Annotated in this window: 13 protein-coding genes; 3 read left to right on the plus strand and 10 right to left on the minus strand. The window is 54.4% G+C overall.

Features of this window, described 5'->3' with window-relative positions:
• Nucleotides 1-161: 161 nt before the first annotated feature.
• A complete protein-coding gene (thiI, locus tag OTG14_RS00600; protein WP_061715878.1) occupies nt 162-1610 on the plus strand; it encodes a tRNA uracil 4-sulfurtransferase ThiI in 1449 nt (482 codons plus the stop codon).
• A 69-nt stretch (nt 1611-1679) separates the two neighbouring features.
• Here thiI and yajL read toward each other — a convergent pair whose 3' ends face one another.
• Together yajL and panE are read right to left on the minus strand one after the other, a co-directional pair.
• The gene (gene yajL, locus OTG14_RS00605; RefSeq protein ID WP_248272978.1) at nt 1680-2270 is read right to left on the minus strand and encodes a protein deglycase YajL; all 591 of its coding nucleotides are present in this window, start codon (nt 2268-2270) and stop codon (nt 1680-1682) included.
• Nucleotides 2233-3144, minus strand: a complete 912-nt coding sequence (panE, locus tag OTG14_RS00610; protein ID WP_248272977.1) for a 2-dehydropantoate 2-reductase — start codon at nt 3142-3144, stop codon at nt 2233-2235. Before panE ends, yajL begins: the two co-directional genes overlap by 38 nt.
• A 121-nt stretch (nt 3145-3265) precedes the next feature.
• On the opposite strand from panE, the gene OTG14_RS00615 reads away from it, so the two are divergent.
• A complete protein-coding gene (locus OTG14_RS00615; protein ID WP_023334701.1) occupies nt 3266-3757 on the plus strand; it encodes a YajQ family cyclic di-GMP-binding protein in 492 nt (163 codons plus the stop codon).
• A 31-nt stretch (nt 3758-3788) separates the two neighbouring features.
• On the opposite strand, the gene OTG14_RS00620 is transcribed toward OTG14_RS00615, so the two are convergent.
• The 8 genes from OTG14_RS00620 to OTG14_RS00655 form a co-directional block, all read right to left on the minus strand.
• The gene (locus OTG14_RS00620) at nt 3789-5150 is read right to left on the minus strand and encodes an MFS transporter (protein ID WP_248272976.1); all 1362 of its coding nucleotides are present in this window, start codon (nt 5148-5150) and stop codon (nt 3789-3791) included.
• Between the two features lie 149 nt (nt 5151-5299).
• Complete coding sequence (gene cyoE / locus OTG14_RS00625; protein WP_013095848.1) at nt 5300-6187, minus strand: heme o synthase; 888 nt, start codon at nt 6185-6187, stop codon at nt 5300-5302.
• Nucleotides 6188-6198: 11 nt separating this feature from the next.
• The gene (locus OTG14_RS00630) at nt 6199-6525 is read right to left on the minus strand and encodes a cytochrome o ubiquinol oxidase subunit IV (RefSeq protein WP_006176899.1); all 327 of its coding nucleotides are present in this window, start codon (nt 6523-6525) and stop codon (nt 6199-6201) included.
• A complete protein-coding gene (locus OTG14_RS00635; protein WP_023334703.1) occupies nt 6525-7139 on the minus strand; it encodes a cytochrome o ubiquinol oxidase subunit III in 615 nt (204 codons plus the stop codon). The genes OTG14_RS00630 and OTG14_RS00635 overlap by 1 nt, the downstream gene beginning before the upstream one ends.
• Nucleotides 7129-9120 (minus strand): cytochrome o ubiquinol oxidase subunit I, encoded by a 1992-nt coding sequence (cyoB, locus tag OTG14_RS00640; protein WP_014168864.1) that lies wholly within the window; start codon nt 9118-9120, stop codon nt 7129-7131. The genes OTG14_RS00635 and cyoB overlap by 11 nt, the downstream gene beginning before the upstream one ends.
• A 16-nt stretch (nt 9121-9136) precedes the next feature.
• The gene (cyoA, locus tag OTG14_RS00645; RefSeq protein ID WP_014882770.1) at nt 9137-10084 is read right to left on the minus strand and encodes a cytochrome o ubiquinol oxidase subunit II; all 948 of its coding nucleotides are present in this window, start codon (nt 10082-10084) and stop codon (nt 9137-9139) included.
• 477 nt (nt 10085-10561) lie between these two features.
• Nucleotides 10562-12037, minus strand: a complete 1476-nt coding sequence (gene ampG, locus OTG14_RS00650) for a muropeptide MFS transporter AmpG (RefSeq protein ID WP_032646163.1) — start codon at nt 12035-12037, stop codon at nt 10562-10564.
• 46 nt (nt 12038-12083) lie between these two features.
• Entirely contained in the window at nt 12084-12662 is a 579-nt protein-coding gene (locus tag OTG14_RS00655; RefSeq protein ID WP_023310568.1) for a lipoprotein, read from the minus strand.
• Nucleotides 12663-12967: 305 nt separating this feature from the next.
• Between OTG14_RS00655 and bolA the strand changes: the two genes are divergently transcribed.
• Nucleotides 12968-13285, plus strand: coding sequence for a transcriptional regulator BolA (gene bolA, locus OTG14_RS00660; RefSeq protein WP_021241655.1), 318 nt, complete (start codon nt 12968-12970; stop codon nt 13283-13285).
• Nucleotides 13286-13516 lie beyond the last annotated feature (231 nt).

The following is a 13516-nucleotide window of genomic DNA, read 5'->3' on the forward strand; positions in this document are numbered from 1 at the left end:
ACATGGTAACGGACTCAGGGCAATTATCAAATAACGCGCAATGTGCACAGGAGCGGCGCGATGGTGGTATACTTGCGCGCCTGGATGCAGCCACGGGTGTGGGCTGCTGTACTCTTTTCCATTACAAGCCTTAATACGCTTGCCTAAGAAACATTGCCGCCATGAAGTTTATCATTAAATTGTTCCCTGAAATCACCATCAAAAGCCAATCTGTGCGTTTGCGCTTTATTAAAATTCTCACCGGGAACATTCGAAACGTATTAAAGCACTACGACGAAACCCTCGCCGTGGTGCGCCACTGGGACCACGTTGAGGTCCGTGCCAAAGACGAAAACAAACGTCAGGATATTCGCGACGCCCTGACCCGTATTCCGGGTATCCACCATATCCTGGAAGTGGAAGATGTCCCGTTCAGCGATATGCACGATATCTTCGAGAAAGCGCTGGTCCAGTACCGCGACCAGATCGAAGGCAAAACCTTCTGCGTGCGCGTAAAGCGTCGCGGCAAGCACGAATTCAGCTCCATTGAAGTGGAACGTTACGTCGGCGGCGGTTTGAACCAGCACGTTGAGACGGCGCGCGTACGTCTGACTAACCCGGACGTGACCGTGAACCTGGAGATCGAAAACGATCGCCTGCTGCTGGTAAAAGGGCGCTATGAAGGCATCGGCGGCTTCCCGATCGGCACCCAGGAAGACGTCCTGTCCCTGATCTCCGGCGGCTTCGACTCCGGCGTCTCCAGCTATATGCTGATGCGCCGCGGCTGCCGCGTGCATTACTGCTTCTTCAACCTGGGCGGCGCGGCGCACGAAATCGGCGTTCGTCAGGTCGCGCATTACCTGTGGAACCGCTTCGGCAGCTCTCACCGCGTGCGTTTCGTGGCGATTAACTTCGAACCTGTGGTTGGCGAAATCCTCGAAAAAGTAGACGACGGCCAGATGGGCGTCATCCTGAAGCGCATGATGGTGCGCGCGGCGTCCAAAGTGGCTGAACGCTACGGCGTGCAGGCGCTGGTGACCGGCGAAGCGCTGGGCCAGGTTTCCAGCCAGACGCTGACCAACCTGCGTCTGATCGACAACGTGTCTGATACGCTGATCCTGCGTCCGCTGATCTCTCACGATAAAGAACACATCATCGATCTGGCGCGCGAAATCGGCACCGAAGATTTTGCCCGCACCATGCCGGAATACTGCGGCGTGATCTCAAAAAGTCCAACGGTGAAAGCGGTGAAGGCGAAGATCGAAGCGGAAGAAGAGCACTTCGATTTCAGCATTCTGGAAAAAGTGGTGGCGGAAGCGTCCAACATTGATATCCGCGAGATTGCCCAGCAGACCGAGCAGGACGTGGTTGAAGTGGAAACCGTGAGCGGTTTCGGTGCTAACGATGCGATTCTGGATATCCGCTCTATTGACGAGCAGGATGACAAGCCGCTGAAGGTTGAAGGCGTCGACGTGGTTTCTCTGCCGTTCTACAAGCTGAGCACGAAGTTTGGCGATCTCGACCAGAGCAAAACGTACCTGCTGTGGTGTGAGCGCGGGGTGATGAGCCGCCTGCAGGCGCTGTATCTGCGCGAGCAGGGCTTTGCGAATGTGAAGGTGTATCGTCCGTAGTTTCTCGCCGGGGAGTGCGGCCTGATGCCCTCACCCCGGCCCTCTCCCACAGGGAGAGGGAGAAAACACCTATTCGTAATAATTATAAATCCCCGCCGGTATCACCAGCGATGACGCCACTTCGTACGCCTTCTCGCGCCCGACCAGCAGGTCAATAATCTTTAAGCCAAAATCAATTGCGGTGCCGGGTCCCTGGCTGGTCAGCAGGTTGACGCGCGGGTCCCAGACGACGCGTTTATCCACCCAATGCTCTTCCGGGATCGTATCCTTAAGCCCCGGGAAGCCGGTCATGTTGCCGATAGGGAAGATATCGTGCGGAATCAGCACCGTGCCGGCGGCGGCACAGATAGCGGCGACGATACGGCCGGATAAATGAAACTGACGCACGGTCTCGACCAGCAGCGGGCTGTCGCGAAAACATTCCGCGCCTTTCAGGCCACCGGGCAAAACGATGATGTCGTAATCCCCGTCGGCTACCTGCACGAGCGGGGCATCCGCGAGCAGCTTCACGCCGCGCGAGCAGGTAATCGCCAGGCTGCCGTCGCTGGCGACGCTGGCGGTTGTCACCTTAATGCCACCGCGCACCATCAAATCAATGGTGGTGACCGCTTCCATCTCTTCGCTACCAGGGGCGAGGCAGATCAGGGCTGACGCGCTCATATTCACTCTCCTTACGTTTAACCAGGTCATACAGACGGGCGTTTTCCGGCACCGCGATGCCGTGCGCGCGGGCGCGTTTTAGCAGATAACCGGTGATATAGTCGATCTCCGTGTGGCGTAATGCCCGAACGTCCTGCAGCATCGAGGAGATGTTTTCTGCCGTGCTTTCAATAATCTGCTCGACGTAGCAGCGCAAATCGTCCGCCGACGTGTGCAGGCCTTCCCGCTCAACGACCGCCGCGATTTCTGCACACAGCACCGCAACGTCCTGTGGATGATTTTTCAGCTCTCCGTTCGGACAGTTCCACAGCGCCGTCAGCGGATTGATCACGCAGTTTACGGCCAGCTTGCGCCAGAGCTGAGGACGAATATGGTTATGCCAGGCCACGTCCGGCAGCACCTTCTGCAGCACATCGGCCAGATAGCTATAGTCGCCATCCTGCGTTCTGGCGGGTCCAATGTGCGTCACCCCGCTGGCGACATGCACGATGATGTTACCGTCGCGACGGGCAGCGTGCGTGGTCGTTGCCATCAGCAGGGGCTGCGGAACGCTTTTCAGCTCGTCAAGGGTCCCCATGCCGTTATGCAGCAGCAGTATGGGCGAAGTGGGGGGGAGCTGGGCGGACAGCGTCTTTACCGCGTCTGAGACCTGCCACGCTTTGAGCGTCACCAGTAAAAGGTCACTTTGCGCCAGGAAATCAGGATCGTTCGCGGTGAGGGATTCGTTAAAGATGCTTCCGTCTTCACCAATCAGGTTTACACTGCAATAGGGCTGGGGCACGCGCAGCCAGCCCTGAACCTCATGTCCGTGCTTGCACAGCGCGGTCAGCCACAGCTGACCAAGGGCTCCACATCCGAGCACTGTAATTTTCATTGTTCCTCCTCACCTGCAACTGCGCCAGGTGTTACAGCTTAATTATACAGCTAAGCTTCTGTTGAGTTATGCCTCGTAGCGGGTATTATGCAACGCAACAAAAGTGAAGGGAGAAGAAAAGATGCCATCTTTCGATATTGTTTCCGAAGTTGATATCCAGGAAGTTCGCAACGGCGTTGAGAACGCAACCCGCGAAGTTGAGTCACGTTTCGATTTTCGTGGCGTTGAGGCGTCGTTTGAGTTGAACGATGCAAATAAGACCATCAAGGTGTTGAGCGAGTCTGATTTCCAGGTGAATCAGCTGCTCGACATTCTGCGCGCCAAGCTGTTAAAGCGCGGCATCGAAGGGACGTCTCTGGATGTACCGGAAGAGTTTGTGCACAGCGGTAAGAACTGGTTTGTTGAAGCTAAGCTGAAGCAGGGCATCGAGAGCGCGGTGCAGAAGAAGATCGTTAAGCTCATCAAAGACAGCAAGCTGAAGGTGCAGGCGCAGATCCAGGGCGAAGAGATTCGCGTCACCGGGAAATCCCGCGACGACCTCCAGTCCGTGATGGCGCTGGTGCGCGGCGGCGATCTGGGGCAGCCGTTCCAGTTTAAAAACTTCCGCGATTAATATAAAAAGCCCGGTTTAACCGGGCTTTTTTTCACGCTTTGAGCGCCTGCTCAACTTCGAAGCGGTTGGTCATTTTACTGTCTATTTTGACGTAAGCGCTGCGCTCTTCGGGGACAATCAGCACTTCTGTCACGCCTTCTTTTGCTTCCAGACGCTGTTTCAGCGCATCGACAATCTCAACGTCATTCGGGATTTCCACGCGCAGGCTGCTCACGTAGCGCGGCTCTTTCATGGTGCTGGCGACCAGCAGCCAGACTGTCGCCAACAGCGCACCGGCGAGAAACACGGTTTGTGAATCAAACAGGCCGTCCACCCAGCCGCCAAGCGAGCCGCCGATTGCCACGCCGAGAAACTGGCTGGTGGAGTAGATGCCCATCGCGGTACCTTTATACCCGGCGGGGGACTCTTTGCTGATAAGCGACGGGAGCAACGCTTCCATCAGGTTAAAGGCCAGGAAGAACAGCTGCACGCCGGCAATCAGCTCCCAGAAGTGCGGGCCGGCACCCCAGAGCACGATCTCGGCAATCAGCAGGACCGCTACGCAGCCCACGAAGACGCGCTTCATTTTGCGCTTCACTTCGGCGTAGATGATGAACGGCACGACGGAGACAAACGAAATCAGCATCGTGACCAGATAGATTTTCCAGTGCTCAGCCGCCGGGAAACCCGCTGCGGCAAGCTGGCCGGGCAGGGCAACAAAGGTCGACATCAGCAGGATGTGCAAACACATAATGCCAAAATTCAGCTTCAGCAGGCGCGGCTCGACGATCACTTTGCTGAAGCAGCCTTTTACCATCCCCGACTCACGGTTGAGGACGTGGTTTTTGCTGTCCGGAACCACCCACAGGGTTAAGGCAATACCGATGGTCGCCAGCACGGCAATCATCCAGAACAGCGCGTGCAGACCCAATGTGTGCGTAATAATGGGGCCCAGCACCATCGCAATCGCAAACGTCACGCCAAAGCTCACGCCGATGAACGCCATCGCTTTAGTGCGGTTCTGCTCGCGGGTTAAGTCTGACAGCAGCGCCATCACCGCAGCGGCAATCGCGCCGGAACCCTGCAGGGCGCGGCCGAGAATAATTCCCCAGATGGAGTGGGAGAGGGCGGCAATGACGCTCCCGAGCACAAAGACCAGCAGCCCACCAACGATCAGCGGCTTTCGGCCCACCCGGTCAGAGAGCAGGCCAAACGGGATCTGGAACACCGCCTGTGCCAGACCGTAGATGCCGATTGCGAGCCCAATCAGCGCCTCGCTGGCCCCCTGCAGCGCCATACCGTACGTGGTCAGAACAGGCAGGACCATAAACATGCCAAGCATCCGTAGCGAGAAGACAGTCCCTAAGCCCCAGGTCGCGCGAAGCTCGCCTGGCGTCATTTTATAATCGTTCATTACCACCTCAGTTCAAAAGCAGGCCATAGTGTAGTGCGGGGAAGGGGCGGGGTAAATAAAGGGTTATTTAACAAATATTACATGCGTTATTAATAAATTCCGTGAATAAAAAAGGGTGCCGAAGCACCCCTTTATTCACCTGTTGTGGCTTACCAGACGTAAGTCAGCAGGTTATGTGAATCTGGCACCATGAAATCGACAGACATCATCACGGACAGCGAGGTGATGGCCACAATCGAGAACACAAACAGTTTGCGCGCCCAGACTTTGTCATCTTCCACTTTGTAACCGCGCAGCGCCATACCGAGCCACCAGACGCTCACCGCAGCCGCTACCGCCAGATATTTATATCCAGCGTAACCACCCAGAGAGAGCATCAGCGTTGCCACGGCAAAGGCGATGATGTACAGCGTGATATGGTTCTTGGCAACCGAAATGCCTTTCACGACCGGCAGAACCGGGATGTTCGCTGCCTGATAATCCTTAAAGCGGAAAATCGCGATGGCATAAGAGTGCGGCATCTGCCACAGGCTAAAGATAGCCAGCAGGATCAGCGCACCGCTGTCGAACTCGTTCGTGACCGCGCAGTAGCCAATCACCGGCGGCGCAGCGCCGGAGAGAGAACCAATCAGCGTGCCGTAGACGGAGTGGCGTTTCATATACAGGCTGTAGACGCCCACATACACCACGAACCCCATCACCCCCAGCCAGCAGGCCAGCGGGTTAGCACCAAACCACAGCAGCATAAAGCCAGCAATACCCAGCAAGGTGGCGTACACCAGCGAGACGGAAGGGGCGATCAGGCCTTTCACCAGCACCCGATTTTTGGTCCTTTCCATCTTCTTGTCGATATCCATGTCGATGTAGTTGTTAAATACACAACCGGACGCAACAACCAGTGACACACCGACCAGCGTGTAGATAAAGAGGGTGTAATCAATGCTGCCCTTAGAGGCCAGCAGGAACCCTCCGATCACGGAGATCAGGTTGCCAAAGATGATGCCTGGTTTCGTTACTTGCAGGTATTGCTTAAACATACTCGCCGCTCTTAGTGAACCATCATGTTGTAGTTGAGGTTCCACATAATCCAGATGGAACCGACTACCAGGATAGCGATGATAATCACGGTAAAGATAAAGGCGGTCATATTCCAGCCTTCATCGGACTTGGTGTTCATGTGCAGGAAGCAAACCAGATGCACCAGAATCTGAATCACCGCGGTCACCAGGATTGCACCCAGAATAACCGGCTTAGACGCAGAACCGCTCATCACCATCCAGAACGGGATCACCGTCAGGATGATCGACAGGATGAAACCTGTCATGTAGGTTTTTACGCTACCGTGGGAAGCGCCATGATCGTTTGAATGACTCATTACATCGCCCCCATCAGATATACAACAGAGAACACACAGATCCACACCACGTCCAGGAAGTGCCAGAACAGGCTCAGGCACATGATACGGGTACGGTTAGTGCTGGTCAGGCCGCGACGGGATACCTGGAACATCAGTACCGCCATCCAGATCAGACCAGAGGTGACGTGCAGACCGTGGGTACCTACCAGCGCGAAGAACGCGGACAGGAAGCCACTGCGATCCGGACCGAAACCTTCCAGAATCAGGTGATGGAATTCATAGATTTCCATCCCGATAAATCCAGCACCAAACAACCAGGTCAACGCCAGCCAGGAAACAACCTGGCTCTTGTTGTTTTTGTACATGGCGATAGCCGCCATGCCGTAGGTGATGGAGCTGAATAACAGCAGTGCGGTTTCAACCAGAACGAACGGCAGTTCAAAGATATCCTTGCCAGCCGGGCCGCCCGCCGTGCCGTTCACCAGAACGGCATAGGTCGCGAACAGACAGCAGAACAGAATGCAGTCGCTCATCAGGTAGATCCAGAAACCGAAGACTTTGGTCGGTCCTGTATCGTGGTGCGCATGTTCATGCGCGTGGGCAGTTGAGTGCGCCAGAGTATCAGTTGCCATTTTTCAGCCCCGCTTTAGAAATCTCGTCGAAATGCTGATTTTCCAGCTTCTCAACTTCACGGACTGGTACGTAGTAGTCCACGTCCTCGTCAAAGCTCTTCACAATCCAGCTGATTACGATGCCGGCGAAGCCAACAATCGCCATCCACCAGATGTGCCAGATCATTGCGAAACCAAATACCGTTGCGAAGGCGGCAATCACGATGCCCGCACCGCTGTTTTTCGGCATGTGGATCTCTTCGTAATGAGCAGGTTGCTTGTACGCTTCACCTTTTTCTTTCATTTCCCAGAATGCGTCGCGTTCATGAACCTGCGGCACGATGGCAAAGTTATAGAAAGGCGGTGGAGAAGAGGTTGCCCACTCCAGCGTACGGCCACCCCATGGGTCACCGGTCAGGTCACGGTTCTGGTCGCGGTCGCGAATAGACACGTAGAACTGAATCAGCTGAGACGCGATACCACAGGCAATCAGCACGGCACCGCCCGCTGCAACCATCAGCATTGGGTGGAACTGCGGATCGATCTGCTGGCTCAGACGACGGGTCATACCCATGAAGCCCAGCACGTACAGCGGCATAAATGCTACGAAGAAGCCGATGATCCAGAACCAGAACGCGCGTTTACCCCATTTCTCGTTCAGCGTGAAGCCGAACGCTTTTGGCCACCAGTAGGTTACGCCAGCGAAGCAGCCGAAGACCACGCCACCGATGATAACGTTATGGAAGTGCGCAATCAGGAACAGACTGTTGTGCAGAACGAAGTCAGCACCTGGTACCGCCAGCAGTACGCCGGTCATCCCACCTACGGAGAAGGTCACGATGAAGCCGATGGTCCACAGCATCGCTGAGTGGAACACGATACGGCCCTGGTACATGGTGAACAGCCAGTTGAAGATCTTCACCCCGGTAGGGATGGCGATAATCATAGTGGTGATACCGAAGAAGGCGTTTACGTTCGCGCCCGCACCCATGGTGAAGAAGTGGTGCAGCCAAACGATGAACGACAGAACGGTAATACACACGGTTGCCCACACCAGAGAGGTGTAACCAAACAGACGTTTACGCGAGAAGGTTGCTGCGATTTCGGAGAACACACCGAACACAGGCAGAACCAGAATGTACACTTCCGGGTGACCCCAGGCCCAAATCAGGTTGATGTACATCATCATGTTGCCACCCATATCATTCGTGAAGAAATGGGTGCCCAGGTAGCGGTCCAGGGTCAGCAGCGCGATGGTGACGGTCAGAATTGGGAAGGAGGCAATAATCAGGATGTTTGCGCACAGAGATGCCCAGGTAAATACCGGCATCTTGAACATGGTCATGCCAGGGGCACGCATCTTGATAATGGTCACGAAGAAGTTGATACCGGTCAGGGTAGTACCGACACCGGAGAGCTGAAGCGCCCAAATCCAGTAGTCGACGCCAACGCCCGGACTGTACTCAATTCCTGACAGCGGCGGGTAAGCCAGCCAGCCGGTCTGCGCGAATTCGCCCACACCCAGTGACAGGTTAACCAGAATAACGCCGACAACCGTGAACCAGAAGCTCAGGTTATTCAGGAACGGGAACGCCACGTCGCGCGCGCCGATTTGCAGCGGAACGACAACGTTCATCAGACCGATAACCAGCGGCATCGCCACGAAGAAGATCATGATAACGCCGTGAGCGGTAAAGATCTGATCGTAGTGGTGCGGCGGCAGGAAGCCGGCTTCACCCGCTGAAGCGAGTGCCTGCTGGCTACGCATCATGATCGCATCCGCAAAGCCACGAATTAACATGACGATACCGACGATGCAGTACATGATACCGAGTTTTTTGTGGTCAACCGAAGTCAGCCACTCGTTCCACAGGTAGCTCCACTTACCGAAGTAAGTGATCAGGGCCAGTAAGGCCGCGCCACCAATGATAATTGCAGCCACCGTAACCACGATAATCGGTTCATGGTAGGGCACTGCATCCAGTGTCAATTTTCCGAACATTTTCTTCCTCGGCCCCTTAGTGAGCGGTTTCCGCGTGGCTCATGTCCATGCCTTCCATACCTTCATGCGCGCTGTGCTCGCCTTCAGGCTGGGTCATGTCCATGCTCTTGCCGTGATCCATAAATTTGCCAATAACGTCTTTGAACAAATCAGGTTTCACATTAGAGAAGTACTCCACCTTGTTGTATTCGCTAGGTGCAGCCACTTTTTCGAACGCCGCCATGTCAGACATGGTGTTTGGAGACTGCTTCGCTTTTTCAACCCACTGGTCGAAAGCGGCACGGTCCGGCGTCGCAATAGCTTTGAACTTCATACCTGAGAAGCCCGGGCCGCTATAGCTGGCGGAGATACCATCATAGGTGCCTGCTTCATTCGCGATCAGATGCAGATTGGTCTGCATACCGGCCATCGCGTAAATCTGGCTACCCAGACGTGGGATGAAGAAGGAGTTCATTACGGAGTTGGAGGTCACTTTGAACTGAACCGGAGTGTTCGCCGGGAAGGCGATTTCATTCACGGTAGCAATACCCTGCTCTGGATAGATGAAGAACCATTTCCAGTCCATGGAGACCACTTCAATGGTAATAGGTTTCTCATCGTGAACCAGCGGTTTGCTTGGCTCAAGTGCGTGAGTGGTTTTCCAGGTCAGTACGGCAAGGAACAGGATGATCAGAATAGGTACCGTCCAGACCACAGCTTCCACTTTATTGGAGTGTGACCAGTTAGGGCTATACTTCGCATCTTTATTGCTCGCACGATACTTCCAGGCGAAACCAACAGCCATCAAAATGGCAGGAATAACCACAATCAACATCAGGCCAAAAGCCGTCAATATCAGTGAACGTTGTTCCAGTCCAATCTGTCCTTTGGGGTCTAGTAGTGCAGAATCGCAGCCACTGAGTAATACAGTGCCCGCGAATAATGACAACCATCCCAAACTTTTATTGTATTTCCCGAGTCTCATTTAACGACCTCAATTCCACGGAGTCTGGTGGCGTTTAAAGTGTGCGGGCATTTTACGGGAAGGTTACATTACTGTAAACATCATTAGGCCTGTGTCAGGAAGGTGTTACCGGGTTCTGCCGCACGTGTCACAAGTGTTGCAAATTATGTCGGTTTTTATGACCGAAGCCGCATGGCATGGGCTTTATAACGAAAGGACCCCCAAGCATACCCTAAAAGGGGCAATTGGTATAACCATTGTTGAAAATAAACAAAAAATTAACAATTAATTATCAATAAAAAGACATCTAAAAAACGAAAAATCAAACTCTCGCATGCTGAATCGTTTAATGAAAAATAGCGTTTTGGAATGGGAGCCAATAATTTCCAAATCCTATCCCGCACAAAACAACAAATATTTTTTTTGCGGTTGATGGCTATTTCGCCGTTATAATTTCGGTTAGTGATTACAACGGGAAATAACCTTTCGCATTTTTCTTCAGGTCATCTGCGTTTTACGCAAGGCCATGAAATCGAGCAGGCCCCCGGTCAGGATCCCGGCGATAGCCAGCAGGGCGCCTGCGTCCAGCAGAAGGGCTTCGAAGGGGAGTGCCAGTGACGTGCTGGCATTAATAATGAGCACCACCAGCCACAGTGCCAGAGCAAGGCAGCCCACCATTAACAGACGTAACGCAAAACGGTAGGCGCGGTGATATTCGGTGCGCGGCATAAAGTGTTCTGTCCGCTGGGTATATTCCAGCGTCTGGCGACACACCAGCAACAATAAAATCCCCGGCACGGCGGCCACGACAGAAAAGAGATAAAATGTTGGCCAACCGTGGGCTTCCACGAACCAGCCGGCAATCGGGCCAACGTACACGCGGCCTACGGCAGAGAGCGCCGAGAGCAGAGCGAACTGCGTGGCGGAAAATGACTTGTTGCACAGGGTCATCAGCAGGGCGACAAACGCCGCTGTGCCCATACCGCCGCAGAGGTTTTCGAAGAACACCGCCGCGGCCATGCTGATCGTATGTTTATCGGTAATCGACAGCAGCCAGTAGCCTGCGTTAGAGGCGCCCTGAAGGATGCCGAAAATCAGCAGCGCGCGGAACAGCGTCAGGCGCTGCATCAGCACGCCACCGTATAATGCCCCGACAATGGTCGCAAACAGCCCCAGCGTTTTATTCACCACACCCACTTCGCCGGCGTCAAAACCGACACCGCGGATCAGGAAGGTGGTGGTCAGGCTCATGGCAAAGGCATCGCCCAGCTTATAAAGGACGATGAGCAGCAGGATCAGCCAGGCGTTGTTGCGGCCAAAGAAGTCACGCAGCGGTTCGGCGACGGCCTGCTCCAGCGAGCGGGGAACCGGGATAACGTCACTCGGTTCGGGCGCCAATAAGGTCGCGATAATGCAGGGGATCAGCAGGGCGGCCATCAGCCAGTACATGCCCTGCCAGCCGAGGTAACGGTCGGCAAGCCACAGCGCCAGCCCACCGGAGACCAGCATCCCGAGGCGATAGCCCAGCACGCTGATTGCCGCACCGGCGCCACGCTCTTCCGCAGGTAACACGTCCGTCTTCCAGGCGTCGAACACGATATCCTGAGAGGCGGAACAGAAGGCAATCACCACCGCAAGCGCCGCCATCCAGCGAAGCTGCGTGGTAGGTTCAAGAAAACCCATCGCCGCAATGGCCAGCAGCAGCAGGATCTGCGTCATCACCAGCCAGCCGCGACGACGCCCGAGGAAAGGCGGCGTGTAGCGATCCATGACCGGAGACCACAGGAACTTAAAGACGTAGGCCTGGCCCACAAGCGAGAAGAAGCCAATGGTTTTCAGATCGATGTTCTCGACCGTCATCCACGCCTGAAGCGTGCCGGAAGTGAGTGCGAGGGGTAAACCCGAGGCAAAGCCGAGGATCAGCAGAATCGCTGATTTCGGTTGCTGGAAAATGCGCAAGTAATGGCTGGACATGTTCTTATAAAACTGACCCGGTGATACACCGGGTCAGCGAGCGGGATTAACGCGCGTTCTGCTTGATGAAGTCGTGAATGCTGGTGTCCTGCGCCATATCGGCGATGGTGTCGGTCAGCACGCTATTAACGGCGTTAGCAATGTTCTGGTTGGAGGCCTGGAACGCACCTTCAACAGAGTAGCTGGCGCGGTAGTTTTTGGTCATCTTGTTGCCATTCTTCGCGGTGGCAATGATGGCGATATCCGCTTTGGTCGCGATGTTGTAGCGCACGTTGCCCTGAGACACGTCAGCATACAGGTTGTTCACGATGATCTGCAGATCAACCGCGCCGCTTGGGCCAATCATGTAGCCGCGAGCGGTCATCTGTTTCTCCAGCACTTCCTGGAGCAGGAAGCGCAGGTCGCGGGACGCGGTGAGGGTAACCTGCTGGTTATCGCGGGTCACTTTTGCCAGCGCCTGATCCTGACGCTGATCGGCACCGTTAATGCTCACGGTGACGCCCATCAGGCTTGGGTCCTGCTGAGGCAGGGTGATTTTTGGTGAGACATCAATAGTGGTAGGCGGGGTAGCGCAGCCTGCCAGCATAAAAAGGGCTACCAACGGAAAGAAGAGTTTTTTTAACATTTTCGGGTTCTCAACGAATCGTAAGCATATAAAGAGAAAAATTGCCGCCATCATAACATCGCCAACGGCGAGGGGAAGTGGTCAACGCATGTAAATTCATCGCCTTGTCCGAAAACTGACCAGTTCACCGTTTTTCCCAATCCGTGTATGACAAAACGTATGAGTCTCACAGTGAACTTCATTCGTTTGAATGAGAAAATCAGACGAAAGCTAAATATTTGTTGTCAAGGTGTAATGGAAACGGTAAAAGCGGCTAACATTTAAAGGGATGGGTGACATCCTGGCGTTGTCGGAGGAGTAATTTCATGATGATACGTGAGCATATAGAAGATAAATTAAGGGCGGCGTTCAACCCTGTGTTCCTCGAAGTCGTCGACGAAAGCTATCGTCATAACGTGCCGGCAGGTTCTGAAAGCCACTTCAAAGTGGTTCTGGTTAGCGATCGCTTCACGGGAGAACGTTTCCTGAATCGGCATCGCTTGATCTACAGCACCTTGACGGAAGAACTCTCCACGACCGTACATGCGCTGGCACTGCATACCTATACCATTAAGGAATGGGAAGGCTTGCAGGATACGGTTTTTGCATCACCGCCCTGTCGCGGAGCAGGCACAATCGCCTGATAAATCGGATTTGCAACGGCTGGAGCTTTTCCAGTATGTTGCTTACAGATTTCCTCAAAACGGCCTCCGGGCCGTTTTGTTTTGTCTGAGTTTTGAGCGGATGGTGCGATTTTAAGGCTAAAAATAGCCTTAAAGTGTGAAAAAAGCCGCAGCAACATGCCCCAACCGTTCTCGACTCACCTAAGTGATGCCGCTATAATGCCGCGTCTTATTGAATGTCTTCGGGATGAT

The organism is Enterobacter pseudoroggenkampii, from assembly GCF_026420145.1.
In the GTDB taxonomy this organism is placed as follows: Bacteria; Pseudomonadota; Gammaproteobacteria; order Enterobacterales; family Enterobacteriaceae; genus Enterobacter; species Enterobacter pseudoroggenkampii.

Excerpts from the sequence above, each read along its gene's own strand:
- bolA (WP_021241655.1), top strand. The coding sequence starts at position 12,968 with ATGATGATACGTGAGCATATAGAAGATAAATTAAGGGCGGCGTTCAAC.
- OTG14_RS00635 (WP_023334703.1), bottom strand. The coding sequence starts at position 7,139 with ATGGCAACTGATACTCTGGCGCACTCAACTGCCCACGCGCATGAACAT.
- OTG14_RS00620 (WP_248272976.1), bottom strand. The coding sequence starts at position 5,150 with ATGAACGATTATAAAATGACGCCAGGCGAGCTTCGCGCGACCTGGGGC.
- cyoA (WP_014882770.1), bottom strand. The coding sequence starts at position 10,084 with ATGAGACTCGGGAAATACAATAAAAGTTTGGGATGGTTGTCATTATTC.
- panE (WP_248272977.1), bottom strand. The coding sequence starts at position 3,144 with ATGAAAATTACAGTGCTCGGATGTGGAGCCCTTGGTCAGCTGTGGCTG.
- thiI (WP_061715878.1), top strand. The coding sequence starts at position 162 with ATGAAGTTTATCATTAAATTGTTCCCTGAAATCACCATCAAAAGCCAA.
- yajL (WP_248272978.1), bottom strand. The coding sequence starts at position 2,270 with ATGAGCGCGTCAGCCCTGATCTGCCTCGCCCCTGGTAGCGAAGAGATG.
- OTG14_RS00630 (WP_006176899.1), bottom strand. The coding sequence starts at position 6,525 with ATGAGTCATTCAAACGATCATGGCGCTTCCCACGGTAGCGTAAAAACC.
- cyoE (WP_013095848.1), bottom strand. The coding sequence starts at position 6,187 with ATGTTTAAGCAATACCTGCAAGTAACGAAACCAGGCATCATCTTTGGC.
- OTG14_RS00655 (WP_023310568.1), bottom strand. The coding sequence starts at position 12,662 with ATGTTAAAAAAACTCTTCTTTCCGTTGGTAGCCCTTTTTATGCTGGCA.
- cyoB (WP_014168864.1), bottom strand. The coding sequence starts at position 9,120 with ATGTTCGGAAAATTGACACTGGATGCAGTGCCCTACCATGAACCGATT.
- OTG14_RS00615 (WP_023334701.1), top strand. The coding sequence starts at position 3,266 with ATGCCATCTTTCGATATTGTTTCCGAAGTTGATATCCAGGAAGTTCGC.
- ampG (WP_032646163.1), bottom strand. The coding sequence starts at position 12,037 with ATGTCCAGCCATTACTTGCGCATTTTCCAGCAACCGAAATCAGCGATT.